22 protein-coding genes are annotated in these 22,819 nt (G+C 60.8%); 11 read left to right on the top strand and 11 right to left on the bottom strand.

Annotation, left to right across the window (positions count from 1 at the left end):
* Positions 1-179: 179 nt before the first annotated feature.
* From ASC85_RS25060 to ASC85_RS25025, 7 genes are all read right to left on the bottom strand, one after another.
* Complete coding sequence (locus ASC85_RS25060) at positions 180-1,430, bottom strand: 2-aminoadipate transaminase (protein WP_057451804.1); 1,251 nt, start codon at positions 1,428-1,430, stop codon at positions 180-182.
* Between the two features lie 272 nt (positions 1,431-1,702).
* Positions 1,703-2,041 (bottom strand): HopJ type III effector protein, encoded by a 339-nt coding sequence (locus tag ASC85_RS25050; protein WP_003205456.1) that lies wholly within the window; start codon positions 2,039-2,041, stop codon positions 1,703-1,705.
* Positions 2,034-2,330 (bottom strand): DUF1244 domain-containing protein, encoded by a 297-nt coding sequence (locus tag ASC85_RS25045; protein WP_003205454.1) that lies wholly within the window; start codon positions 2,328-2,330, stop codon positions 2,034-2,036. Before ASC85_RS25045 ends, ASC85_RS25050 begins: the two co-directional genes overlap by 8 nt.
* 99 nt (positions 2,331-2,429) lie before the next feature.
* Positions 2,430-2,810, bottom strand: coding sequence for a dihydroneopterin triphosphate 2'-epimerase (folX, locus tag ASC85_RS25040; protein WP_025211888.1), 381 nt, complete (start codon positions 2,808-2,810; stop codon positions 2,430-2,432).
* Entirely contained in the window at positions 2,811-3,371 is a 561-nt protein-coding gene (folE, locus tag ASC85_RS25035; RefSeq protein WP_003205453.1) for a GTP cyclohydrolase I FolE, read from the bottom strand.
* A gap of 20 nt (positions 3,372-3,391) precedes the next feature.
* Positions 3,392-4,102: a dihydromonapterin reductase gene (gene folM / locus ASC85_RS25030; protein WP_057451802.1), complete on the bottom strand. Its 711-nt coding sequence runs from the start codon at positions 4,100-4,102 to the stop codon at positions 3,392-3,394.
* Positions 4,103-4,313: 211 nt separating this feature from the next.
* A complete protein-coding gene (locus ASC85_RS25025; protein ID WP_057451801.1) occupies positions 4,314-4,883 on the bottom strand; it encodes an antibiotic biosynthesis monooxygenase in 570 nt (189 codons plus the stop codon).
* 220 nt (positions 4,884-5,103) lie between these two features.
* Here ASC85_RS25025 and ASC85_RS25020 point away from each other — a divergent pair, with 220 nt between their 5' ends.
* Positions 5,104-6,063 carry a MerR family transcriptional regulator gene (locus tag ASC85_RS25020; protein ID WP_057451800.1) on the top strand — a complete coding sequence of 320 codons (960 nt, stop codon included), beginning with the start codon at positions 5,104-5,106 and terminating at the stop codon, positions 6,061-6,063.
* A 1-nt stretch (position 6,064) separates the two neighbouring features.
* On the opposite strand, the gene ASC85_RS25015 is transcribed toward ASC85_RS25020, so the two are convergent.
* Together ASC85_RS25015 and ASC85_RS25010 are read right to left on the bottom strand one after the other, a co-directional pair.
* Positions 6,065-6,670 (bottom strand): hypothetical protein, encoded by a 606-nt coding sequence (locus ASC85_RS25015; RefSeq protein WP_057451799.1) that lies wholly within the window; start codon positions 6,668-6,670, stop codon positions 6,065-6,067.
* Positions 6,671-6,724: 54 nt separating this feature from the next.
* Entirely contained in the window at positions 6,725-7,198 is a 474-nt protein-coding gene (locus tag ASC85_RS25010) for a PAS domain-containing protein (protein ID WP_057451798.1), read from the bottom strand.
* Positions 7,199-7,351: 153 nt separating this feature from the next.
* On the opposite strand from ASC85_RS25010, the gene ASC85_RS25005 reads away from it, so the two are divergent.
* The 4 genes from ASC85_RS25005 to ASC85_RS24990 all read left to right on the top strand — a co-directional run bounded on the left by ASC85_RS25005 (position 7,352) and on the right by ASC85_RS24990 (position 10,863).
* On the top strand, positions 7,352-7,807 hold the full coding sequence (locus ASC85_RS25005) for a flavodoxin (protein ID WP_057451797.1): 456 nt from the start codon (positions 7,352-7,354) through the stop codon (positions 7,805-7,807).
* Between the two features lie 136 nt (positions 7,808-7,943).
* Positions 7,944-8,726, top strand: coding sequence for a class II aldolase/adducin family protein (locus ASC85_RS25000; RefSeq protein ID WP_057451796.1), 783 nt, complete (start codon positions 7,944-7,946; stop codon positions 8,724-8,726).
* Positions 8,726-9,628 carry an alpha/beta fold hydrolase gene (locus ASC85_RS24995; RefSeq protein ID WP_057451795.1) on the top strand — a complete coding sequence of 301 codons (903 nt, stop codon included), beginning with the start codon at positions 8,726-8,728 and terminating at the stop codon, positions 9,626-9,628. Before ASC85_RS25000 ends, ASC85_RS24995 begins: the two co-directional genes overlap by 1 nt.
* 323 nt (positions 9,629-9,951) lie before the next feature.
* The gene (locus tag ASC85_RS24990) at positions 9,952-10,863 is read left to right on the top strand and encodes an SDR family oxidoreductase (RefSeq protein WP_053181805.1); all 912 of its coding nucleotides are present in this window, start codon (positions 9,952-9,954) and stop codon (positions 10,861-10,863) included.
* 45 nt (positions 10,864-10,908) lie between these two features.
* Here ASC85_RS24990 and ASC85_RS24985 read toward each other — a convergent pair whose 3' ends face one another.
* Positions 10,909-11,676 (bottom strand): N-acetylmuramoyl-L-alanine amidase, encoded by a 768-nt coding sequence (locus tag ASC85_RS24985; protein WP_057451794.1) that lies wholly within the window; start codon positions 11,674-11,676, stop codon positions 10,909-10,911.
* 653 nt (positions 11,677-12,329) lie between these two features.
* Here ASC85_RS24985 and ASC85_RS24980 point away from each other — a divergent pair.
* The 4 genes from ASC85_RS24980 (at position 12,330) to ASC85_RS24965 (ending at position 19,265) form a co-directional block, all read left to right on the top strand.
* Positions 12,330-14,123 (top strand): DUF1302 domain-containing protein, encoded by a 1,794-nt coding sequence (locus ASC85_RS24980; protein ID WP_057451793.1) that lies wholly within the window; start codon positions 12,330-12,332, stop codon positions 14,121-14,123.
* Positions 14,124-14,145: 22 nt separating this feature from the next.
* A complete protein-coding gene (locus tag ASC85_RS24975; protein ID WP_003205434.1) occupies positions 14,146-15,513 on the top strand; it encodes a DUF1329 domain-containing protein in 1,368 nt (455 codons plus the stop codon).
* Positions 15,514-15,813: 300 nt separating this feature from the next.
* Positions 15,814-18,363, top strand: coding sequence for a LuxR C-terminal-related transcriptional regulator (locus tag ASC85_RS24970; protein ID WP_057451792.1), 2,550 nt, complete (start codon positions 15,814-15,816; stop codon positions 18,361-18,363).
* A gap of 200 nt (positions 18,364-18,563) precedes the next feature.
* Positions 18,564-19,265: a hypothetical protein gene (locus ASC85_RS24965; RefSeq protein WP_057451791.1), complete on the top strand. Its 702-nt coding sequence runs from the start codon at positions 18,564-18,566 to the stop codon at positions 19,263-19,265.
* On the opposite strand, the gene ASC85_RS24960 is transcribed toward ASC85_RS24965, so the two are convergent.
* Positions 19,254-20,051, bottom strand: coding sequence for an IclR family transcriptional regulator (locus tag ASC85_RS24960; RefSeq protein WP_057451790.1), 798 nt, complete (start codon positions 20,049-20,051; stop codon positions 19,254-19,256). The two genes, ASC85_RS24965 and ASC85_RS24960, sit on opposite strands and share 12 nt — an antisense overlap.
* Before the next feature lie 151 nt (positions 20,052-20,202).
* On the opposite strand from ASC85_RS24960, the gene hmgA reads away from it, so the two are divergent.
* Both hmgA and fahA read left to right on the top strand, forming a co-directional pair.
* Positions 20,203-21,507 carry a homogentisate 1,2-dioxygenase gene (gene hmgA, locus ASC85_RS24955; protein ID WP_057451789.1) on the top strand — a complete coding sequence of 435 codons (1,305 nt, stop codon included), beginning with the start codon at positions 20,203-20,205 and terminating at the stop codon, positions 21,505-21,507.
* A 3-nt stretch (positions 21,508-21,510) separates the two neighbouring features.
* Positions 21,511-22,815, top strand: coding sequence for a fumarylacetoacetase (fahA, locus tag ASC85_RS24950; RefSeq protein WP_057451788.1), 1,305 nt, complete (start codon positions 21,511-21,513; stop codon positions 22,813-22,815).
* Positions 22,816-22,819: the final 4 nt, after the last annotated feature.

Raw genomic sequence — 22,819 nt, 5'->3', positions numbered from 1 at the left:
ACCGGCTTCGGCCGGTTTTTTCATGCCTGGATGTTCTACACGCCCCCTGTGGACAACCTCTGTGGGAGCGAGCCTGCTCGCGAAGGCGTCAGACCGGCTAGCGCTGATGTTGGCTGATACACCGCTATCGCGAGCAGGCTCGCTCCCACAAGGTTTTGTGGGGGCAGAAGCAGTGTATTTCAGGCCAGCTTCGCCAGGCACGCCTCCAGGATATCCAAGCCTTCCTCCAACACGGCCGGCTCGGTCGTCAACGGCGCCAGCAGCCGGATGATGTGCCGCGATTTACCACTGGGCATCAGCAGCAACCCGGAGTCTCGCGCCAGGGCCAGCAGTTGCGTCAACTGCGCTGAGGCCGGGGTGCCGTCGGCGTGGGTCAGCTCGATGCCGCGCATCGCGCCGACGCCGGTCAGGCGTCCGAGATAGGGCGTCAGCCCACGGCTGCGCCAGGATTGGTAGCGGCTGACGATCGCCTCCTCCTGTTGCGAGCCCCAGGTGTGCAGGTTGGCGTCGGTCATTTCATCCAGGGTCGCCAGGGCGGCGGCGCAGGCGATGGGGTTGCCCGAGTAGGTGCCGCCCAGGCCACCCTTGGGCAAGTTGTCCAGCAGCGCCTTGCGTCCCACCACCGCACCCAAGGGCACGCCGCCGGCAATGCTTTTACCGAGCAGGATCAGGTCCGGTTCGATGCCCAATCGTGAGAAGGCAAAGCGCTGGCCGGTGCGGCCGAAGCCCGATTGGATTTCATCGGCGATCAGCACAATGCCCTTGTCGTCGCAGAACTGCCGCAGGGTCTGGGCGAAGGGCACGTCCATCGCCAGGAAGCCGGCTTCGCCCTGCACCGGCTCGACAATGAAACAGGCCACGTCATTCACGTCGATCTCGACGCTGAACAGCCGCTCCATGGCCTTCAAGGCTTCTTCGCCGGTGACGCCGTTGTCCTTGCTGGGGTATGGCAGGTGATACACCGGCCCGGGCAGTACGCCGACTTTCTGCTTGTAAGGCGCGACCTTGCCGTTGAGGTTGAGGGTCGCCAGGGTGCGGCCGTGAAAGGCGCCATCAAACGCAATCACCGCGGTACGGCCCGTGGCGCCGCGTACGATCTTCAAGGCGTTCTCCGCTGCCTCGGCGCCGCTGTTGGTGAGCATGCCGCTGACCGGATAATCCACCGGGATAAACGCCGCCAGGCGCTCCATCAATTCAATGTACGGCGTATGGGGGGCGGCATTGAATGCGTAATGGGTCAGCCGGGTGGCCTGTTCGCGGATCGCCTCGACGATGCGCGGATGGCAATGGCCGAGGTTCAACACACCGATGCCGCCGACGAAATCGATGTAGCGTTTGCCGTTGGTGTCCCAGACCTCGGCGTTCTTGCCGTGGCTGAGGCTGACGGGATGCACGATGGAGATCGATTGGCTGATGGTTTCGCTGCTCATGGATGACGGCTCGGACAGTGGAGAAATTTCCATTATCTAAGCCGCGAGCAGAGGGGCCCGGCAAACGAAATAAAGTTGCCGGGTCAATCTTAAAAGTCGGGATGTGGAGCGGGAGGATTTATTTGCGGGAGGAAGACCTGTGGGAGCATGGCTTGCCCGCGATGAACGATAACGCGGTTCGGCTGTTAAACCTCGGCGCGCCCATCGCGGGCAAGCCATGCTCCCACAGATGAATGCCCTCGCCACAGAAGAGGGCTGCAAGAATCTGTGGATCAGCGCCGCTGCAGCGGCTGTGCCTCGAACGTCACACCGGCCAGCCCATGGGCCATCAGCGCGCGGATATTGCCGTGATCGCTGCCTTCGGGCGTGGCCAGCACCGAACGGTAATGTTCGCCGAACGCCAGGAGCGCTTCTTCATCGCTCAAGCCTTCGAGCAGCGCCAGGCCCAGGGTCTTGCACGAACCTTCGTTCTGCCCGGCGGCGTTGTGCACGCCACCGTTGTCGAAGGCCTGGGGCTGGTAGTCGTAACCGGCGGCGATAAAGGCCAGGGTGTCGGCGAAGGCATGTTCGCCGCTCTTGAGGCGGGCACGCAGGGTATTGAGATCAGGCATCGGGTTTTCCTTTGGCGAACGCCGCCTGTTGTTCGGCGCTGGCTTCTTTCTGGTATTGGGCTTTCCACTCGGCGTACGGCATGCCGTAGACCACTTCGCGGGCGTCGTCGAGGCTGACCTCGACCTGGCGTTCATCGGCGGCGGCCTTGTACCACTTGGACAGGCAGTTGCGGCAGAAGCCGGCGAGGTTCATCAGGTCGATGTTCTGCACATCCTTGCGGCTGTCCAGGTGGGCAACCAGCCGACGGAAAGCGGCGGCTTCGAGTTCGAGGCGTTGTTGGTCGTTCATGGTGGTCTCTGCGAGACAGCTTCAAGGGGCAAGCTTCAAGCTGCAAGAGTGGATTTGCGGTGGTCAGGCTTGAAGCTTACAGCTTGAAGCTTTTGGCTGCTACGAAGTAGCCCGGCTTGCCGCAAGGGTAATCGACACCGACTCGGCAAATCGCAAGGCGTGGGGCTTGTCGACTTCGACTTCGGCGTACAGCACCGATTCGTTGGCCATGACCAGGTCGAGCAATTCCTGGGTCAGGCGTTCGAGCAGGGCGAAGCGGTTGCCTTCCACGTGGGCGATGATCGCCTTGGTGATGGTGCGGTAGTTCAGCGCGTGGTCGATGTCGTTGTCGCGTACTGCTTCCTGGGCGGCATAGAGGATGGTCAGGTTGATCAACACATCCTGCTTGTTGAGGATTTCATCCTCGTTGATGCCAATGAAGGTACGCAGGCGCAGGTCCTTGACCTTGATGCGTGCCATGGCTGGCTGAAGTTGTGGCATTTAATTGCTCCGTCGAATCAATTGCAGGAACTCCTGGCGCGTGGTGCTGGAATCGCGAAAGGCGCCGAGCATCACCGAGGTGTTCATGGTCGAGTTCTGTTTTTCGACACCGCGCATCATCATGCACATGTGCTGGGCCTCGATCACCACCGCCACGCCGGCGGCCTGGGTGACCTGCTGCACCGCGTCGGCGATTTGCCGGGTCAGGTTCTCCTGGATTTGCAGGCGGCGGGCGAACATGTCCACCAGCCGGGCGATCTTCGACAGCCCCAGGACCTTGCCCGTAGGAATATAAGCCACATGGGCCTTGCCGATGAAGGGCAACAGGTGATGTTCGCAGAGTGAATAGAGTTCGATGTCGGCGACGATCACCATTTCATCGCTGTCAGAGGCGAACAGCGCGCCGTTGACGATCTGCTCGACGCTTTGTTCATAACCATGGCAGAGGTACTGCATGGCCTTGGCGGCACGGACCGGGGTATCGAGCAGACCCTCGCGCTCGGGGTTTTCCCCCAGGCCTATAAGGATCTCGCGGTAGTTCTGGGGCAGGGATAGCGTCATGGTGCATCCTCGAAACAAGGCTATTTGACGTGCCGCCCGCCGTTGACGGTCAGGGTCGTGCCGGTGACATAAGGGTTGTCCAGCAGATAACGCAGGCTCTGGTAGATCACTTCGCTGCCGGGTTCGATGCCCAGCGCGGACTTGGCCAGGGCCTTGGCGCGGTAAGCCGCGTCATCTTCGGGGTTGAACAGTAGCAGGGCCGGGGCGATGCCGTTGACCTTGATCGCCGGGGCGAACTTCGCCGCGAACGACAGGGTAAGACTTTCCAGGCCAGCCTTGGTGGCACAATAGGCGATATGCCGGGCGCTGCCCTTGCGGGTCACATCATCGCTGATGTGCACGATATCCGCCGGGGCTGAACGCTGCAGCAGCTCGGCGCAGTGCAGGTTGATCAGGTAAGGCGCAAGCATGTGCACGCCGAACATGGCGTTGAAGGCCGCGGCTTCGCTGCCCGGGCCCTCGGCCAGCCAGGCCGAGGCGTTGTGCACGATGGCCCGCAGCCGGTCGGTGTGCTGCTTGAGTTGTTCGATAAAGGCAAGGATCCCCGCTTCTCCGGAGAAGTCGGCAAACAGCATGACCGCGCCCAGGTCCCGCAACGTTTGCACGCCTGGGCGTTCGGTGCGATAGGTCGCGATCACCGGTTGCCCGTCTTCCAGCAATCGCCGGGCGCAATGCAGGCCGACGCGCTGGGCTGCGCCAGTGATCAGGATCGGAGCGGTGGCGTTGGACATGGGACGGCTCGGTTCACGGCAAGAGCAAAACTATAACAGCGACGGGTAGTGTGTACCTATTGATGGCTAATCCAGCGGATATATCGCCGTATTCCACTGTGGGAGCGAGCCTGCTCGCGATGTGCTGGGTCAGCCAACACAAATATCGCCTGACACACCGCTATCGCGAGCAGGCTCGCTCCCACAGAGAACGCTGCCAAGGCTGGCAGCATCACCGATTCTGTGTGAAAGGCTTGGCCGGCAACGTCCGCTGTGGCGCGCCGTTGAGCCAGTTCGCCAGCAGATGGGTCGACATCGGTATAAACAGATAGACCATCAGCGGCGTCAGCATGAGTGTGCTGATGAGTACGCGGCTCAGCAGGCCCAGTTCGCCCAGCAGCGGCCCCAACAGGAAATTGAACAACAGCGACACGGGGAAAAACGCCAGCCAGATGGCCACGGCCTGTTTCCAGCGTGGCGGACGCTGACCGACTGCGCCGAACCAGCCATCGATGCCACGCACCCGGTGTTCGGAGGGATGGGCAAACAGATCGCTGCCCCGTCCCAGCCAGGCCGTACGCGAGGCCGAGTGTTCCCAGGCGTGCAGCGTCTGCTCGTCGGCAAAACGGAAGATGATCTGGAATTCATCGTCCTCGGGCGGTGGTGCGAGCACGCCGGAACCCAGGTAGCCGGGAAAGTCAGTTGCCAGTTGTTCGCCTTCGCGCAACCAGGCGATCAGATCCTGATAGCGTCCATTGGCGACGCGGCGGGCAACCATCAGGGTAACGGGTGAGGTAGACATTATGTATCTCCGAAAGACAGGCGCGGTACTCCGGGTAGGAGGTTCGCGGGGGACGCCCCGGGGTGGTGGGTAGCGTCTGGTCGCCAAAAAACAGGCAAGGATTATTCCCGATTGCGCGTAAAACAACAAAACCGCACATCGAGTACGTTTATCCTTGTCATGACATGTCCTGGGAGGGGTAGACTAGGATCCAATTTGCCAGCCGGAATTGTCTGCCAAAATGAGTGTAATCACAGAGGATGGCTTCGTTTTCCAGGCATCAGGTGCCTTGAAGCGGGAAGACCTGTTTCCCATTCGCGAAGTCGCGCGCATGACCGGCGTTAACCCCGTGACCCTCCGTGCCTGGGAGCGGCGCTACGGGTTGATCCAACCTACCCGCACCGAAAGCGGGCATCGCCTGTACTCGTTGGGCGATATTGAAAAAGTGCGCAGCATCCTGGCTTGGATAGAGCGCGGGGTGGCCGTCAGCAAAGTGGGAAAGATCCTGGCGAAGACCGAGTCGGTGCAACCGGTCTCCACGCTGATTTCCTCCGATCTGGTCAGGGTGGATCACGCCCGCTGGCAACAACAGGTGGCGGACGCGGTTAGCAACTTTGACGATGTGGAGCTGGATCGCGTCTACGGGCAGGTCTTTTCCACCTATACCGTGCCAATCGTCTTCCAGGACATCCTGATGCCGCTTTGGCGACAGCTATTGCAACGCCAGCAGACGTTCGGGCAAGCCAGCGAATGGGTGTTTCTCGATGGTTTCCTGCGTTCGCGCATCATCCAGCGGCTCTTGCTCAAGCGCGAAGGTGCGTCGCCGCGTGTCCTGGTCTGCGCGATTGCCGATCATTGCCATGAACTGGAGTTGCTGGTTACAGGGCTGTTCCTGTCCAAGGCGGAAGTGGGCGTCAGGCTGTTGTCGATCGGCCTGCCGTTCGAGGAACTGACCCTGGTGTGCCAGAAGATCCAGCCGGTGGCATTGGTGCTGGTTTCCAATCATGCGCCGGCTCCAGACTTGCCCAAGCGCCTGGGCAAGTTGGCGATGAGCCTGGATTGTCCGTTGATGCTGGCCGGTGAAGCATCCGATCTGGCACAGGAGAGCCTTGTCGGGTCGTCGATCGGTTGTCTGGGGAGTGAGGGGACAGTGATGCGCCAGCGCCTGCGTCAATTTCTGGCAGGCAACCTGGATACCTGAATCAGAGGTGCATGGTCGGATGGGTCAGGCGATGTTGCTGCAGGATGTACTGGCGCAGGCGCTCCGTCTCGTCCTGGTCATTCTGGCTCAGGTGGTAGGCAAACAGGCCGCGATCGGTTTCCCGTTCGAAGGTGCCTCGCAACGAAATTCTCTCGTAGCCTGATGGGCTGAACCACAAGGCAAACTGCTTCGGCGGTTTGGTTCGACTGCGGTTCTCTACCAATACGCCTTTGCAGGAGACTTCGTGGACCCACAGCGGTCCCGGCTGACCCTTGATATTTTCCAGCGCCACCGGCTCTTCGAGCGCCAGGCGCCATGGGCGTATCTTCGGTCCGTCCTCGTAGATGCTCGGCACACCCAGGCGCAGGTGCATCGCATGGAATTCGTCTTCCACCAGATGCAGCGGAAAGGTCATTTGCTGGTTTTCGAAATTGGCTTGCAGCGTAACCTGCTCATTTGCCGCCAGACGTGTCAGCAAGTCACGGATCTGCGACCCACCGTTTACCAGCAAGCTCGACGTGACATCCCGCTCGTTCAACTGCGGGTTGTGTTGCATGGTCCGGATGAAATCCAGTTCATCCTGCGTCAGGAGGGCATCGCGCTGCATGATCTGCTCGAAATGATAATTTACGTGTTCACTGGTGATTGTAGTGACTGACCATTAATTCGTGGGTTTGTTTGAACCGTTCGTCGCTTCGAGTCGGGCAATGGTCTCCCGTGCGTCGGCCAGCTCCTTTTCCAGCTGGGCGACGCGTTGTTGAGCCTTGACCTGGGTCGTGACGTCTTTTTGCACACCCACGAAATAGGTATGCCCGTCAGCCTGGTTTTTTACCGTGGACAGTGACAACTCATTCCAGAACGGCGTGCCGTCCTTGCGGTAGTTGCGCAGCACCTCACGACAGGCACCGCCCTCCTTCAAGGCTTTGCGAATGGACTCCAGCGAGGGCTGGTCCCGATCACCCGATTGCAGGAACCGGCAATCCTGATAAAGGATTTCGTCGCGGTGATAACCGGTCAATCGTTCGAAGGCCGGGTTCACGTAGATCAGGATATTGTCTTCACCTTCTTTTTCGGCGATGACAATCCCGTCGTTCGAAGCATTGATGACCAGTTGCATCAGTTGAGCGTTGATCATGGGGAGAACCCTTTGAACATCCTTGTAGGATCAGCATTCTAAAAGAAATCGATAGGCTGTCCACTGGCCATTAGGGCTGTTGAGAGCCATTCGCAGCCTGACAGGTGCAACTGTTATTATCCTGGCTCTTTTTTCAGGTTCAGGATCAGATTGATGAAAGTCGCCATTCTTTCCGGCTCGGTGTATGGCACCGCCGAAGAAGTCGCCCGGCACGCCGCCAAACTGCTTCGCGAGGCAGGCTTCGAAGCCTGGCACGACCCTCGCGCAACCCTGGCGGATGTACAGGCATTCGCACCAGAGGCCGTGCTGGCAGTGACTTCCACCACCGGCATGGGCGAGTTGCCGGACAATTTGATGCCGTTGTATTCGGTCATCCGCGACCAGTTGCCCGGGTTCTTTCGCGGTTTGCCTGGCGCGGTGATCGGCCTGGGCGACGCCAGCTATGGGGATACTTTCTGCGCCGGCGGCGAGCAGCTGTGCGAGCTGTTCGCCGAATTGGGCGTACGCGAGGTGCTGCCGATGCTGCGTCTGGATGCCAGCGAAAGTGTCACGCCGGAAACCGACGCCGAGCCATGGCTCGCTGAGTTGATCGACACGTTGCGCGCTTGAAGCGGATGCGCTGACTCGTTCGGCCAGTAAGCTGGCTGCCAATGCAACTACCGCCTCTGAAAGAGCTGACTAGACTGATTTTCTTGCGTACGACGTTTCGATCGAGACATGTAACAAGAAACCAGAGGTCAGAGCCGTGAGCGTAGCGCCCATCCAAACGACACTCAGCATCAAGGATCAGGTCAGTGCGGCCGAATGGCAAACCCGGGTGGACCTTGCCGCCTGTTATCGGCTTGTCGCGCTGCATGGTTGGGATGACCTGATCTTCACCCATATTTCCGCAAAGGTTCCCGGTACCGAGGATTTTCTGATCAACCCGTTCGGGATGATGTTCCATGAAATCACCGCCTCGAGCCTGGTCAAGGTCGATCAGGCCGGCAACAAGTTGATGGACAGCCCCTACGAGATCAACCCGGCCGGCTACACCATCCACAGCGCGGTGCATGAGGTGCGCCATGATGTGGCCTGTGTTCTGCACACCCACACGGCAGCCGGCGTGGCGGTATCGGCCCAGAAGCAGGGGGTGCTGCCGATCAGCCAGCAATCGCTGTTCGTGCTGTCGAGCCTGGCCTATCACGCCTACGAAGGGGTGGCCTTGAATCACGAAGAAAAGGCTCGCCTGCAGGCAGACCTGGGCGAGAGCAACTTCCTGATGCTGCACAACCATGGCTTGCTGACCTGCGGCGGGACCATCGCCGATACCTTCCTGATGATGTTCATCTTTCAACGGACCTGTGACATCCAGGTCCTGGCGCAGAGCGGCGGGGCCGAGCTGATCGCCATCGAGCCGCAGATCCTGGCGGGTGCCCGGGCGATGATCGCCGGGGTGACCAAAAGCGCCCAAGGCATGGGCGGCGCGTTGGCCTGGCCGGCGTTATTGCGCAAGCTCGATCAACAAGATGCCGGGTATAGAAGTTGATGGCCCTGGCCCAGATTCCACTGCGTATCTGGCGCCAGCGCAGCCAGATCTTCATGTTCCGTGGCCATGCCATCCGTTACTGGGTGGCCGGGCAGGGCGAGCCGCTGCTGCTGATCCACGGTTTTCCCACCGCCAGTTGGGATTGGCATTACCTATGGCAACCGTTGGCGCAACGCTACCGGGTGATCGCGTGTGACATGCTCGGTTTCGGCGACTCCGCCAAACCGACGGATCACGTCTACAGCTTGCTGGAGCAAGCCGATTTGCAACAGGCCTTGCTGGCGCACCTGAATGTGAGAGGCGCGCTGCATGTGCTCGCCCACGATTACGGTGACAGCGTGGCCCAGGAGCTGCTGGCGCGGCATTACGAGGCGCGTATCCACCTCGCCAGTTGCGTCTTTCTCAATGGCGGCCTGTTCCCGGAAACCCACCGTCCGGTCTGGGCCCAGAAACTCTTGCTCAGCCCCCTGGGCTGGCTGCTGGGGCGAGCGTTTTCCCGGGAAAGCCTGGTCAGCAGCTTTCGGCAGATTTTCGGCCCCAGGACCACCCCCACTGAAAGCGAACTGGATGATTTCTGGAGCCTGGTAGAAGCCCATCGTGGTCCGCGGATCATGCACAAGCTCATCGCCTATATTCCCGAACGCTGTGTGCAGCGTGATCGCTGGGTGCAGGCGATGCAGCGCGGCGACGTGCCGTTGCGGGTGATCGACGGCGCGGTCGACCCGATTTCCGGTGAACACATGGTGGCGCGCTACGAGGCCCTGATTCCGAACCCGGACACGGTGTTGTTGCCCGACATCGGTCATTACCCACACACCGAGGCGCCGGTGCAGGTGCTCAAGCATTACCTGGCGTTTCGCGAAGCCATCGCCGAGCCGTGCAGACAAATGGCCTGTTCATGACGACACCCTGTGGGAGCGAGCTTGCTCGCGATGGCGTCAGCACAGCCAGCATCTATTCTGATTGAAAGACCGCTATCGCGAGCAGGCTCGCTCCCACAGTAGATCGATTGTGAATACGGAACTTGTGGGCAACAAAAATCCCTTGTGGGAGCGAGCCTGCTCGCGATTGCGGTGCCGGAAGTCGAATATGCCGCCGTGGCCTGGGCCTGCATCATCCCCTCACCTTATCGGCCACCATTCACTTGCAACCGTGTTGATTGTGACCGGCCAACTTGTGCCGGACACTCGTGCCCATTGTCCTGTCCGCCTGCTGGAGTTCTGCCATGAGTGAGTCTGTGCGCTTCGAAGATAAAGTCGTGATCGTCACGGGAGCCGGCGGGGGCCTGGGCCGCGCCCATGCGCTGCTGTTCGCCAGACAAGGCGCGAAAGTGCTGGTCAACGACCTTGGCGGCTCGGCTCAAGGGGAAGGGGCCAACGCCTCGGCGGCAGACCGGGTGGTCGCCGAAATCCGCGAGGCGGGTGGTATCGCCGAGGCCAACCATGACTCGGTGACCGATGGCGACAAGCTGGTACAAAATGCCCTCGACGCGTTCGGTCGCGTCGATGTGGTGGTCAACAACGCCGGGATCCTGCGGGACAAGACGTTCCACAAAATGGACGACGCCGATTGGGACCTGGTCTACCGCGTCCACGTCGAGGGCGCTTACAAAGTGACCCGCGCCGCGTGGCCGCACTTGCGTGAGCAAAACTACGGACGGGTGATCTTCACCGCTTCCACCTCGGGCATCTACGGCAACTTTGGCCAATCCAACTACGGCATGGCCAAGCTCGGCCTTTATGGCCTGACGCGGACCCTGGCCATCGAAGGCCGCAAGAACAACATCCTGGTCAATGCCATCGCTCCCACCGGCGGCACGCGCATGACCGAAGGCCTGATCCCGCCGCAGGTGTTCGAACAACTCAAGCCCGAACTCGTCAGCCCGCTGGTGGTGTACCTGGCCAGCGAAACCTGCCAGGAAACCTCCGGTTTGTTCGAAGTGGGCGGCGGCTGGATGGGCAAGGTGCGCTGGGAGCGCAGCCTGGGGGCGGGCTTCGATCCGCGCAAAGGGTTTTCACCCGAAGACGTCGCCGCCCATTGGCAGCAGATATGCGACTTCGAAAATGCCGTACACCCGAACGACAATCTGGAAGCGCTGAAGGAAATGATGGCGAATCTGCAACGCCACGCCATCTAAGCCTCATTGCCCGAGCACGGTTGCCGTCAGCCACGGCAACCGTGCTCATGGACAATACTTTTTCACCAGGGCCGCCAGGTTCGCGGCGGTCTCAATGTCCATCACCCCGTCATATCTGGCCGGACGGAAGTGCAACTGGAAGGCGCGCACCAGGCGCTGAAAACCTGTGTCCGTTGTGGCAGCCGACGTGTCATAGCCATACTTCTTGAACAGTCCAAGTTGTTGTTCACGAGTCGGCAATCCGTTGCCTTGATACACCTCCCTGTACGCCTTCTGCGTGGGCTCATCAAACCAGGCGCCGATGCCTTTGGCGTACAACGCCTGCCAGGGAAACATCGGGCCCGGGTCGCTTTTCCTGCCAGCGGCAATGTCCGAATGCCCCACCACATTGACGGGGCTGATGTCGGGATAACGCTTGAGGATGTCCAGCGCCAGGACTTCGATCGCCTCGATCTGCCGGGATTGATACGGCGGGAAGCTGAACTGCCCTTGGTTATCGGTGGCGCGATTGACGATCTCAACGCCAATCGAAGTGTCATTCAGATTGGTTCGGCCACCCCAACTGCTCACTCCTGCGTGCCAGGCGCGCTGTTTTTCGTCCACCAGGTTGAAGATCTGTTGGTCGTTGAAACCTGCATTCAAATAGCTTGGGTCGGTGATGTCCGGAATCAAGTAGTGGGCACTGACGGAGGCGCCGGTCAGCGCGGTGACGGAGGATGAGAAGTTAGCCGCGGTGTAATGGAAAACCAGGAAACGAATTCGGCTGTTGTAGCCTTTTTTTGATCGATAGCTGTTGTAGTTGATTGGCGTCATGGAAACTTCACTAAGTTAAAATCGAAGCAAAATGCTGCGACTGACTTTCAGCCTACCAGTGGATTTTTCATGGGCTTGTAGTGAGTTTCCTGCTTTGTTGTAGGAGCAGGCATTTAGATATCTAGGAATTGATTGTTCATAGAAGTAAGAAGGTAGAAGCGATTCTGGGATAACTAAACAACCGCCTGAAAAACTCGTTCGGGGAAAATAAACCACATAAAAAAGGCCGCTGCAAAAAAGCAGCGGCCTAAACATGACGTTGCAAAGGAGCTACAAACCAACGTCGGTAAACACGGGATGATGGACCGATACGCCAATCCATCCGAAGACGGTGCCAGGCATGAGGGATGCCATGAGGCTTGTGCTTGCAGGCCCGTTGCCCTGAAAGCCCGGCAAGCATAGGCATCGAGCCTTGCGGGAAACAGCCCGGATCCGGACATGCACCGTTGCAGGGCGCGTAACAGTCGAAGGCCGGGCATGAGTATGCGCGGCGCTGATGACCCATCATCCAGTCCATCCATGCACGGCGCAAAGGCCCGTCCCGCATGGGCTGTAATCCTTTTTAGGTACAGCGCGAATACCTCCTTGGTGCGCTTATCGCCCATGGCGTGCGGCAGTAGGGTGAAGCCTCTGTCACTCACCGGGGAAGACGCATGACAACAATAACAATGCGCGCCATCTTCAAGCCGCAGGCGCTGGCCGTCGCGGTGGCCTTGGGTTGCTGTGCCCAGGCGCAGGCCGTTTCATTCAACATTGGCGAGATCGAGGGTCAGTTCGATTCGTCGTTGTCCGTGGGCGCAAGCTGGGGCATGCGCGATGCCGACAAGGACCTGGTTGGCACGGTCAACGGCGGTCGGGGCCAGTCCTCCACCGGTGATGATGGACGGCTGAATTTCAAGAAGGGCGAGACCTTTTCCAAAATCTTCAAAGGCCTGCACGACCTCGAACTCAAGTACGGCGATACCGGCGTGTTCGTGCGCGGCAAGTACTGGTATGACTTCGAACTCAAGGACGAAAACCGTCCATTCAAGGACATCAGCGACAGCAATCGCAAGGAAGGCGCCAAGTCCTCTGGGGCGCAGATTCTCGATGCCTTCGTCTATCACAACTATTCCATCGCCGATTTGCCGGGCACCGTGCGCGCCGGCAAGCAGGTGGTCAGTTGGGGGGAAAGTACCTTCATCGGCAACTCCATCAACAGCATCAACCCGGTGGACGTATCCGCGTTCCGTCGTCCCGGTGCGGAGATCAAGGAAGGCTTGATCCCGGTGAACATGCTGTTCGCCTCCCAGGGCCTGACAGACAAGCTCACCGTCGAAGGTTTCTACCAGTTGGAGTGGGACCAGACGGTGGTGGATAACTGCGGCACGTTCTTCGGCAATGACGTGGTGGCCGATGGTTGCACCAGTGGCTACACCGTGGGCAGCCCGGCGATTGCGCCGTTCGTGCCATTGACCCGGGCATTTGGCCAGGAGATCCAGGTGTCCAGCGAAGGGGTGATCATTCCCCGCGGCGGTGACCGCGACGCCCGTGACTCTGGTCAGTGGGGCACGGCGTTGCGCTGGCTCGGTGATGACACCGAGTACGGCCTGTACTTCATGAACTACCACAGCCGCACGCCTACCGTCGGGACCACCACGGCGGGGCTCTCGACGCTGACGGCGCTGCCGGGAATGGTCGCGACCGCCAACAGGCTGGCCCCCGGCAGCGGTGCGGGCCTGGCGCAGAGTGTGATGCTGGGACGCGGTCAGTATTACCTTGAATACCCCGAAGACATCCGCCTGTACGGCGCCAGTTTCTCCACGACGTTGCCCACCGGCACCGCCTGGACCGGGGAAATCAGCTACCGCCCCAACGCACCGGTGCAGGTCAATACCAACGACTTGACCCTGGCCCTGGTCAACCCGATTGCCGGTGGCGCGGCGTCGCCCATCGCGACCACGCCGGGTGCGGACAACACCGGCTACCGGCGCAAGGAAATCACTCAGGTCCAGAGCACCCTGACGCATTTTGTCGATCAGGTACTGGGTGCCGATCGCCTGACCCTGGTCGGCGAGGCGGCAGTGGTGCACGTCGGCGGGCTGGAATCCAAGGACAAGCTGCGTTATGGCCGCGACTCGGTCTATGGCCAATATGGCTTCCAAGGTGACACCGATGGTTTTGTCACTTCGACTTCCTGGGGCTATCGCGCCCGGGCGATTCTCGATTACTCGAACGTGATCGGTGGTGTGAACTTCAAGCCCAACGTTTCCTGGTCCCACGACGTGGCCGGTTATGGCCCTAACGGTTTATTCAACGAAGGCGCCAAGGCTATCAGCGTCGGTGTCGATGCCGACTACCGCAACACCTACACCGCCAGCTTGAGCTACACCGACTTTTTTGGCGGCGATTACAACGTTCTCGAAGACCGCGACTTCCTCGCGTTGAGCTTCGGCGTGAACTTCTGATCTGGCTGACAAGGAAAACCCAATGCGCAAGATGATCCTGCAATGCGGTGCCCTGGCCCTGAGCCTGCTGGCCGCGAACGTGATGGCGGCGGTCTCGCCGGATGAAGCGAATAAACTGGGTACCAGCCTTACGCCGTTGGGCGCGGAAAAAGCCGGCAATGCCGATGGCTCGATTCCGGCCTGGACCGGCGGTATCCCGAAAAACGCCGGTGCCGTGGACAGCAAGGGCTTTTTGGCCGACCCGTTCGCCAATGAAAAACCGCTGTTCACCATCACCGCCGCGACCGTGGACAAGTACAAGGACAAGCTGTCCGAAGGCCAGGTCGCGATGTTCAAGCGCTACCCGGAAACCTACAAGATCCCGGTCTATCCGACCCACCGCAGCGTGGGCCTGCCGCCGGAAATCTACGAGTCGGCCAAGCGCAGCGCCCTCAACGTGAACGCCATCAACGACGGCAATGGCCTGGCCAATTTCACTGGCAACCGCTACTACGCCTTCCCGCTTCCCAAGAGCGGCGTGGAAGTGCTGTGGAATCACGTCACCCGTTATCACGGCGGCAACTTGCGGCGCATCATCACCCAGGCTACGCCGCAGACCAATGGCAGCTTCACGCCGATCCGCTTTGAGGAAGAAATTGCCGTGCCGTTCCTGATCAAGGATGCCGACCCGGAGAAGGCCAGCAACGTATTGACCTATTTCAAGCAAGAGGTGACTGCGCCGGCGCGCCTGGCCGGTAACGTACTGTTGGTGCATGAGACCCTCGACCAAGTGAAGGAACCGCGTCTGGCCTGGATCTACAACGCCGGCCAGCGGCGGGTGCGTCGTGCCCCGCAAGTGGCTTACGACGGCCCGGGCACCGCCGCCGACGGGTTGCGCACCTCCGACAACTTCGACCTGTTTTCCGGTGCGCCGGACCGCTACGACTGGAAGCTGGTCGGCAAAAAGGAAATGTACATCCCGTACAACAGCTACAAGCTCGATTCGCCAAGCCTCAAGTACGACGATGTGATCAAGGCCGGCCACATCAACCAGGACCTGACTCGCTATGAATTGCACCGGGTCTGGGAAGTAGTCGGCACGGTCAAGCCGAGCGAGCGGCACATCTATGCCAAGCGCCACATGTACTTCGACGAGGACAGCTGGCAGGCGGCGCTGGTGGATCACTACGACGGTCGCGGCCAACTGTGGCGGGTGGCCGAAGGTCATGCCCAGTTCTACTACGACCATCAGAATCCGGGCTACACCCTCGAGGCGCTCTACGACATCATTGCCGGTCGCTACATTGCGCTGGGCATGAAGAACGAAGAGAAGCACAGCTACGAGTACGGCTTCGAGGCCAGGGCCGCCGACTACACGCCGGCAGCGCTGCGTTCGACCGGGGTTCGGTAGGGTCTGACTGTTGGAAAGATAACTGTGGCGACGGGATTTATCTGTGGGAGCAAGGCTTGCCCGCGATGGCCGCACCGCGGTCTGAAAGCTTGCCCGCGTTATCGTTCATCGCGGGCAAGCCTTGCTCCCACAGTGAATCCTTTCCCCACAAGGTTGTGCCTGACTTGATGATCGTGATCGACCGGCAGCGCCCCTGCCGGTCGTTTTTTTATGGGCGCCAATCAGCGCGCTGAATACTTCTCCAAAGCTCGGCGACACAGGACTAGGGTGGTGAGATAACAATAAACAGGATCTGCACACATGACCGCCATGACCCCGTGTCCGGACCGTCCTGGATTGTTGCCTCGCCTGTCCTCGACGCACGTGCCGCGGCGGTCCCTGAGCGAGCCGCTGCTGACGTCTGAAGCGCGGGTGAAACTGCTTTGCGCGCCAGCGGGCAGTGGCAAGAGTGCGTTGTTTGCCGAGTGCTTCCTGCAGGCTCCCGCCGGGTGTCGGCTGCATTGGTTGCCGCTGGGGGGCGCGGCGTTGAGCGCGGTGCAAATGTGCGAGCGCCTGGCCCAGGCCCTCGGGTTGCCGATGCTCGATGAAGCGGGACTGCTGGCCCACCTGGCGCGTTTGCAGACACCCACGTGGTTGTTCCTGGATGACTACTGCCGGGTGCCGAATCCCGAACTGGACCAGTTGCTCGATCGTCTGTTGAACACCAGCAGTCCGGCGTTGCACCTGTGGCTGAATAGCCGCCGCCGCCCCCACTGCAACTGGCCGCGGTTGTTGCTCGATGACGAATTGCACGAGTTCGATGCACAGGCATTGTTCTTCACCCCTGACGATGTCCTGCCATTGCTGCGTCATCTGCCCGGCCCCCTGGCTGCCCGCACTGCCCACGAGGTGATCCAGCGCAGTGGCGGCTGGTGTGCCGGGGTGCGCATCACGCTGCTGGAGCGTTGCGAGTGGGCGCGCAGTCATGCAACGCCGGGACGGCCGGGGACCTTGGTCGACTACCTGGAGTACGAACTGTTCAGCACGCTGACCCCGGATCTGGCGCAGGCCTGGCGTGTGCTGGCGCATCTGCCGCGCTTCAATGCCCGGCTATGCGAGCATCTGTTCGGCGACACCGTGGGCGCGCAATGCCTGCCCTTGCTGCTGGACCTGGGATGTTTCATCGAGCCATGGGAGCAGACGTCGGACTGGTTGCAGATTTTTCCGGCCCTGGCCCGGCTGGTACGTGAAGAGCCCTGGCCGCAGGGGCGTTCCTGGCATCGACGGGCCTGCCAGTGGTTTGCTGCCGAACAGGACTGGCAAATGGCGTTCGAGCAAGCCATGTTGGCCGAGGAGTTCGAGACCGCCGTCAGTTTCTTGCAGCATTTGAGCTTCGAGCACGTCTTGCAGCGTCGCAACGTGGTGCTGTTGCTGGGCCTGCACGATCAACAAGGCGAAGCACTGACCCTCTGTACGCCGCAATCGGTGGGGTTGGTCACCGCTGCGCTGTTGTTCGCCGGCCGCTTCGACCAGGCGTCGACATGCATTGAGCAACTGGCCAGGTTCATGCCGCAGCCTTCGGCCTGCCGGCAGCGACAGCTGCTGGCCAGGTGGCAGGTCTTGCGGGGCTGGCTGCTGCACCTCTCGGGCGATGGCGAACAGGCGCGCGAGCACTTCCTCCAGGCCCAGGCCAGCCTGGACCCCGAGGCCTGGGCCCAACGGGTGCTGTGCCTGGGTGGGCTCACGCAGCAGGCGCTGCTTGAAGGCGAACTGGCTTCTGCGCATCGGATCAACCGCCAGGCACTGTGCCTGGCGCGTGCGCAAGGTTCACTGGTATTCGAAGGATTGCTGGAACTGGACCACGCCCAAGTCCTGGAACAGCGTGGCGCGCCTCATCGGGCCGATCATCTGCTGGCCGCCGTCCAGGCGCTTCTGGATAAACCAGGCCAGGATTTTTCCCCGCTGTTGGGGCGTATCGCCCTGCGGCGCGGGCGCCTGGCATTGCGCATGGGGTTTGAAGAGCGCGCCGCCGAGCAGTTTCAAACGGGCCTGGAAACAGGCCTGCACAGCCTGGACAAACAGGTGCTCTACGGCTTTCTCGGCAAGGCCAGCCTGGCTGCCAACCAGGGCGACTATGGCGAGGCCTTCATGCAACTGCGCGATGCCGAGCGGATCATGCAGCAGCGGCACATCCCCGACACCGTTTACCGTGGCGTGTTGCTGCAAACCAGCTGCCAGTTCTGGTTGCAACAGGGGCGGGCGGAACTGGCCCATGAAGCCTTGACCCGCGTCTTGCGCCATTTTCGCGGGCCGCAGGCCAAGCACGCGCCTCCCGCGACCCTGGAATTGATTGCACGACTTGAATACCTGCTGGTGCTGGCCGAGGTCTACCTGCAACGGGCGCAGGAGCCGCAGGCGCGCCTGCAAGCCATGATCACCCGGGCACAGCAGAGTGAAATGCACAGCCTGGAAACCGAACTGCATCTGGTATTGACGGAGGTTGTCTGGTTGTCCGGCGATCGTTCCCAGGCCCGGACACTCCTGCAAGAAGGGCTCAAGCGAGTCACTTGCTGGCGGGCCCAGCAAGCCTTGTGCGAGCTGCGCTTGCGCCAGCCCGAGCTGGTGCGTTGGGCACAATCGGCAGAGCAGGTCGAGCCGCCCGTCAGCGCCGAGGACACCTTGCTCAGTCATCGCGAACTGGAGGTCCTGGAACTGATTGCGCAAGGTCATTCAAACCAACAGATTGCCGAACGGCTGTTCATTTCGTTGCACACGGTGAAAACCCATGCGCGGCGAATCCACAGCAAGTTGGGCGTGCAGCGGCGTACGCAGGCAGTGGCAAAAGCCAAGGTCATGGGCGTGATGGGTTAGATGCAATGATTCGACACTTCACGCGCGCTTACACTTGCCTTTTTTACAGTCACGCGCCGGCCTGTGTATAACGGCGAGACTGAAGTTCAAGCCTAAGTTGCGTCTTCAGTTGAATCGAGATACCGCGCTGTTGTATCAGTCGCACAATCAATAACGGCCCGGACAGGAAGTTCGAGGCGATGAAATGACAAGGATGCCTTATGAATACCCCGTTGTTTTCTTCCCACTCTGAAAGACTCTTTGCACTTAAGAACACGCGCGTGGATTTTGCCGTGCAAGTGCTATTGGGGCATTACCTGGAACCGTTGGGCGTCAACCCATTCACTGCCTATGTGAATACATTGAAAGACTTTCAGAACCCTGTCGTGCAAACCTCTCGAACGTTGTTCGATGAAGCACTGGCCTGCGTTGAAAAGCAAAGCCTGCCCACCTATACGCAGGGCATCAGTAATATTTTCAGCAAGCGTTATTCCTTTGCCGCCGAGGACCGGGTCAGGACGCTGGACTTGATAGCGTTTGAGACAATCGTCACGGACATTGTTGCAAGTTTGACGGACAAGCCTGCAATGGATTTATCCCCGCGTCCCCTCAGGCCCTTGTCCGTCGAGGACGTGCACGGGGCATTGAAAGTCCATGTGCCCAACGTCGATCCGGCTGGCGTCTACGTGACCAGTTTTATTGCGCATGGCCCCGGCAAGCGCATGGTGTCGTCGTCCGAGCAACTGATTGAGTATCTACTGGGCCACTTCAAGAATGATGTGATTCCCTATCACTCCAAGGGCCGTCACCAGGGGATTTATACCGTTCCCTTCAGCGGCGAAGAGCGTTATCTCCATCCGCAACTGATCACCTCTCACCTGAATGATTTAGTGATCAGGATTGTCCCGGATTTACTGGGCTGATCCTGGACCCGCTTCATACCCCATCCGCCAACTCACGGCCCGGGTCGCCGCCAACAGGCGTTGCGCCGCCGGGCCGTTTTCGTCGGCGTGAAACAGCGAGGCCGGACCCACGATCGTCATCACCGCTTTCACCTCGCCGACGGCATTGAATACCGGAGCGGACAAGGCATCCACCCCCGGCATCAGCAAGCCATGCACATGGTGCAGGCCGCGACTGCGAATCTGTTCGCACAACACGGCATAAGCGCGGTCGTCGGCGAGGGCGTGGTGCTCGGTGCCTTGTACTTCCTGCTCGCGCAAGCCGATGGTTTCGCGCTCCGGCAAATAAGCGCTGAACACCAGCCCCGTGGACGAACTGAGCAGTGGCAATACCGAGCCCAGTTGCGTCACCACGGTCACGGCCCGCACGGCGGGTTCGATGCGCACCACGGTCGCACCATGGTTGCCCCACACCGCCAGGAAGCAGGTTTCGTTCAAGTCGTCGCGCAATTCGGCCAGGGGCAGGGCGGCCACTTGCAGCACATCCATGCCGTTGAGCGCTGCCAGGCCTACGCGCAGGGCCTCGCGGCCCAGGCCATAGTGGTTGGTGGCGGCGTTCTGCTCGGCAAACCCGCTGGCGATCAAGGCCTGCAGATACCGATGAACCTTGCTCGCCGGCATTTGCACGTGTTCGGCCAGCCGCGACAGCGACGTGGAGGGCGACAGTTCGGCCAGGGCCTTGAGGATGTCGGTGCCGACTTCGGCCGAGCGGACTTTCTGTTTACCGTTGCTGAGCGGGGTTTCCATGGAGGCGCAGGGTCCAGAGGCGAATGGGCGTCTTTATAGCTTGACGGTCGCTGTCGAGCAAATTACGTTATGCGTAATTGAATTACGATAAAAATAACCCGGTGCGCCTCAACCACTCCGTTGAGTGACGGGCCGCATTCCTGGAGGCTCCATGAACCTCGATTCCCCAGCGTCGGACCTGGCTTACCAATCAGGCTTGGGCAACGAATTTGCCAGCGAGGCATTGCCCGGCGCACTGCCCGTCGGCCAGAACTCGCCACAGAAAGCCCCGTACGGTCTCTATGCCGAGTTGTTCTCCGGCACGGCGTTCACCATGGCTCGCAGTGAAGCGCGGCGTACCTGGATGTATCGCATCCGGCCGTCGGCCAATCACCCGGCCTTCACCAAGCTCGAACGGCAATTGGCGGGGGGCCCATTGGGCAACGTCACGCCCAATCGCCTGCGTTGGAACCCGCTGGAGATTCCCGCCGAGCCCACCGATTTCATCGACGGGCTGGTGTGCATGGCGGCCAATGCCGGTGCGGACAAGCCGGCCGGCATCAGCCTTTATCAGTACCGGGCCAACCGCTCCATGGAGCGGGTATTTTTCAATGCCGACGGTGAATGGCTGATCGTGCCGCAACTGGGACGGCTGCGGATCGCCACCGAGTTGGGCGTGCTGGAACTGGCACCGCTGGAAATCGTCGTGCTGCCCCGGGGGCTGAAATTTCGCATTGAACTGCTCGACCCGCAGGCCCGTGGTTACCTCGCCGAAAACCATGGCGCGCCGCTGCGCCTGCCGGACCTCGGGCCGATCGGCAGCAATGGCCTGGCGAACCCGCGCGATTTCCTGACGCCGGTCGCCCATTACGAGAACCTCGCGCAACCGACCCCGCTGGTGCAGAAATTCCTCGGTGAGTTGTGGGGTTGCGAGCTGGATCATTCGCCCCTCGACGTGGTGGCCTGGCACGGCAACAACGTGCCGTATAAATATGATCTGCGCCGCTTCAACACCATTGGCACGGTCAGCTTCGATCACCCGGACCCGTCGATTTTCACCGTGTTGACCTCGCCCACCAGCGTCCACGGCCTGGCCAACCTCGATTTCGTGATCTTCCCGCCACGCTGGATGGTGGCAGAGAACACCTTCCGTCCACCGTGGTTCCACCGCAACCTGATGAACGAATTCATGGGCCTGATCCAGGGCGCCTACGATGCCAAGGCCGAAGGTTTCCTGCCGGGCGGCGCGTCCTTGCACAGTTGCATGAGTGCCCATGGCCCGGACGGCGAGACCTGTACCAAGGCGATCAACGCCGATCTTCAGCCGGCGAAAATCGACAACACCATGGCGTTCATGTTCGAGACCAGCCAGGTGCTGCGTCCAAGCCGTTTCGCCCTGGACTGCCCGCAACTGCAAACCGACTACGATGCATGTTGGGCCTCACTGCCTGTCACGTTCGACCCGACCCGGAGATAACCCATGACTCAACTTTCCCCTGCCCGTAGCTGGGTCGCCTGTGCCAACGGCCATGCGGACTTCCCGCTGCAGAACCTGCCATTGGGTATCTTCAGTGTCGATGGCGGAGCCCTGCGCAGTGGTGTGGCGATTGGCGAGCGGATTTTCGATCTGCAGGCGGCGCTGCACGCGGGCTTGTTTGACGGCGCGGCACGCCAAGCTGTCGAGGCCATGGCCGACGGCCAGTTGAATGGGTTTTTCGACCTGGGCCGAGGCGCCCGGGTTGCCCTGCGTGAACGACTGCTGGAACTGCTGCGCGAGGACAGTCCCCTGAGGGGCAAGGTCGAAGCCCAGGGCGCGAAATTGCTGCTCCTCGCTGCCGACTGCCAGATGCACTTGCCGGCCAGGATCAACGACTACACCGACTTCTACGTCGGTATCGAGCACGCGCAGAATGTCGGCAAGCTGTTCCGCCCCGACAATCCGTTGCTGCCCAACTACAAATACGTCCCCATCGGTTACCACGGTCGCGCCTCGACCATTCGCCCGTCCGGCACCGGCGTGCGCCGTCCCAAGGGCCAGACCCTGCCGGCCGGCCAGAGCGAGCCGACCTTCGGCCCGTGTGCGCGGCTGGACTATGAGCTGGAGCTGGGCATCTGGATCGGCAAGGGCAATGCCCTGGGCGAACCGATCCCCATCGGCGATGCCGCCGAGCACATCGGCGGGTTCTGCCTGCTCAACGACTGGTCGGCCCGGGATATCCAGGCGTGGGAATACCAGCCCTTGGGACCATTTCTGTCGAAGAGTTTCCTGACCAGTATTTCGCCATGGGTGGTGACGGCTGAAGCCCTGGAACCGTTCCGTCGCCCGCAACCGGCACGCCCGCAAGGCGATCCGCAACCGCTGCCGTATCTGCTGGACAAGCGTGACCAGGCCGGCGGTGCCTTCGACATCGAGCTGGAAGTCCTGTTGCTGACCGAGGCCATGGGCGAGCAAAACCTGCCGGCCCAGCGCCTGACCCTGAGCAACACCCAGTACATGTACTGGACCGTGGCGCAAATGGTTGCGCACCACAGCGTCAACGGTTGCCAGTTGCAGGCCGGCGACCTGTTTGGCTCGGGCACCCTGTCGGGCCCTGAAAACCATCAATTCGGCAGTCTGCTGGAAATCACCGAAGGCGGTAAAAAACCGATCGAACTGGCGTCTGGCGAAGTGCGCCGATTCCTTGAGGACGGTGACGAAATCATCTTGCGGGCCCGTTGCCGCCGCGAGGGTTTCGCGTCCATCGGCTTCGGCGAGTGCCGGGGCAAGATCCTGCCGGCGCGTTGAGGGG

It is taken from the genome of Pseudomonas sp. Root401 (assembly GCF_001425105.1).
Taxonomy (GTDB): domain Bacteria; phylum Pseudomonadota; class Gammaproteobacteria; order Pseudomonadales; family Pseudomonadaceae; genus Aquipseudomonas; species Aquipseudomonas brassicacearum.
The sequence above is the reverse complement of the archived record's forward strand: the minus strand, read 5'-3'. Positions and strand labels throughout refer to the sequence as shown.

What these genes read in the sequence shown, in the direction of transcription:
- ASC85_RS25060 (WP_057451804.1), bottom strand. Translation starts at nt 1,430, where the DNA reads ATGAGCAGCGAAACCATCAGCCAATCGATCTCCATCGTGCATCCCGTC.
- ASC85_RS25050 (WP_003205456.1), bottom strand. Translation starts at nt 2,041, where the DNA reads ATGCCTGATCTCAATACCCTGCGTGCCCGCCTCAAGAGCGGCGAACAT.
- ASC85_RS25045 (WP_003205454.1), bottom strand. Translation starts at nt 2,330, where the DNA reads ATGAACGACCAACAACGCCTCGAACTCGAAGCCGCCGCTTTCCGTCGG.
- folX (WP_025211888.1), bottom strand. Translation starts at nt 2,810, where the DNA reads ATGCCACAACTTCAGCCAGCCATGGCACGCATCAAGGTCAAGGACCTG.
- folE (WP_003205453.1), bottom strand. Translation starts at nt 3,371, where the DNA reads ATGACGCTATCCCTGCCCCAGAACTACCGCGAGATCCTTATAGGCCTG.
- folM (WP_057451802.1), bottom strand. Translation starts at nt 4,102, where the DNA reads ATGTCCAACGCCACCGCTCCGATCCTGATCACTGGCGCAGCCCAGCGC.
- ASC85_RS25025 (WP_057451801.1), bottom strand. Translation starts at nt 4,883, where the DNA reads ATGTCTACCTCACCCGTTACCCTGATGGTTGCCCGCCGCGTCGCCAAT.
- ASC85_RS25020 (WP_057451800.1), top strand. Translation starts at nt 5,104, where the DNA reads ATGAGTGTAATCACAGAGGATGGCTTCGTTTTCCAGGCATCAGGTGCC.
- ASC85_RS25015 (WP_057451799.1), bottom strand. Translation starts at nt 6,670, where the DNA reads ATGCAGCGCGATGCCCTCCTGACGCAGGATGAACTGGATTTCATCCGG.
- ASC85_RS25010 (WP_057451798.1), bottom strand. Translation starts at nt 7,198, where the DNA reads ATGATCAACGCTCAACTGATGCAACTGGTCATCAATGCTTCGAACGAC.
- ASC85_RS25005 (WP_057451797.1), top strand. Translation starts at nt 7,352, where the DNA reads ATGAAAGTCGCCATTCTTTCCGGCTCGGTGTATGGCACCGCCGAAGAA.
- ASC85_RS24995 (WP_057451795.1), top strand. Translation starts at nt 8,726, where the DNA reads ATGGCCCTGGCCCAGATTCCACTGCGTATCTGGCGCCAGCGCAGCCAG.
- ASC85_RS24990 (WP_053181805.1), top strand. Translation starts at nt 9,952, where the DNA reads ATGAGTGAGTCTGTGCGCTTCGAAGATAAAGTCGTGATCGTCACGGGA.
- ASC85_RS24985 (WP_057451794.1), bottom strand. Translation starts at nt 11,676, where the DNA reads ATGACGCCAATCAACTACAACAGCTATCGATCAAAAAAAGGCTACAAC.
- ASC85_RS24980 (WP_057451793.1), top strand. Translation starts at nt 12,330, where the DNA reads ATGACAACAATAACAATGCGCGCCATCTTCAAGCCGCAGGCGCTGGCC.
- ASC85_RS24975 (WP_003205434.1), top strand. Translation starts at nt 14,146, where the DNA reads ATGCGCAAGATGATCCTGCAATGCGGTGCCCTGGCCCTGAGCCTGCTG.
- ASC85_RS24970 (WP_057451792.1), top strand. Translation starts at nt 15,814, where the DNA reads ATGACCGCCATGACCCCGTGTCCGGACCGTCCTGGATTGTTGCCTCGC.
- ASC85_RS24965 (WP_057451791.1), top strand. Translation starts at nt 18,564, where the DNA reads ATGAATACCCCGTTGTTTTCTTCCCACTCTGAAAGACTCTTTGCACTT.
- ASC85_RS24960 (WP_057451790.1), bottom strand. Translation starts at nt 20,051, where the DNA reads ATGGAAACCCCGCTCAGCAACGGTAAACAGAAAGTCCGCTCGGCCGAA.
- hmgA (WP_057451789.1), top strand. Translation starts at nt 20,203, where the DNA reads ATGAACCTCGATTCCCCAGCGTCGGACCTGGCTTACCAATCAGGCTTG.
- fahA (WP_057451788.1), top strand. Translation starts at nt 21,511, where the DNA reads ATGACTCAACTTTCCCCTGCCCGTAGCTGGGTCGCCTGTGCCAACGGC.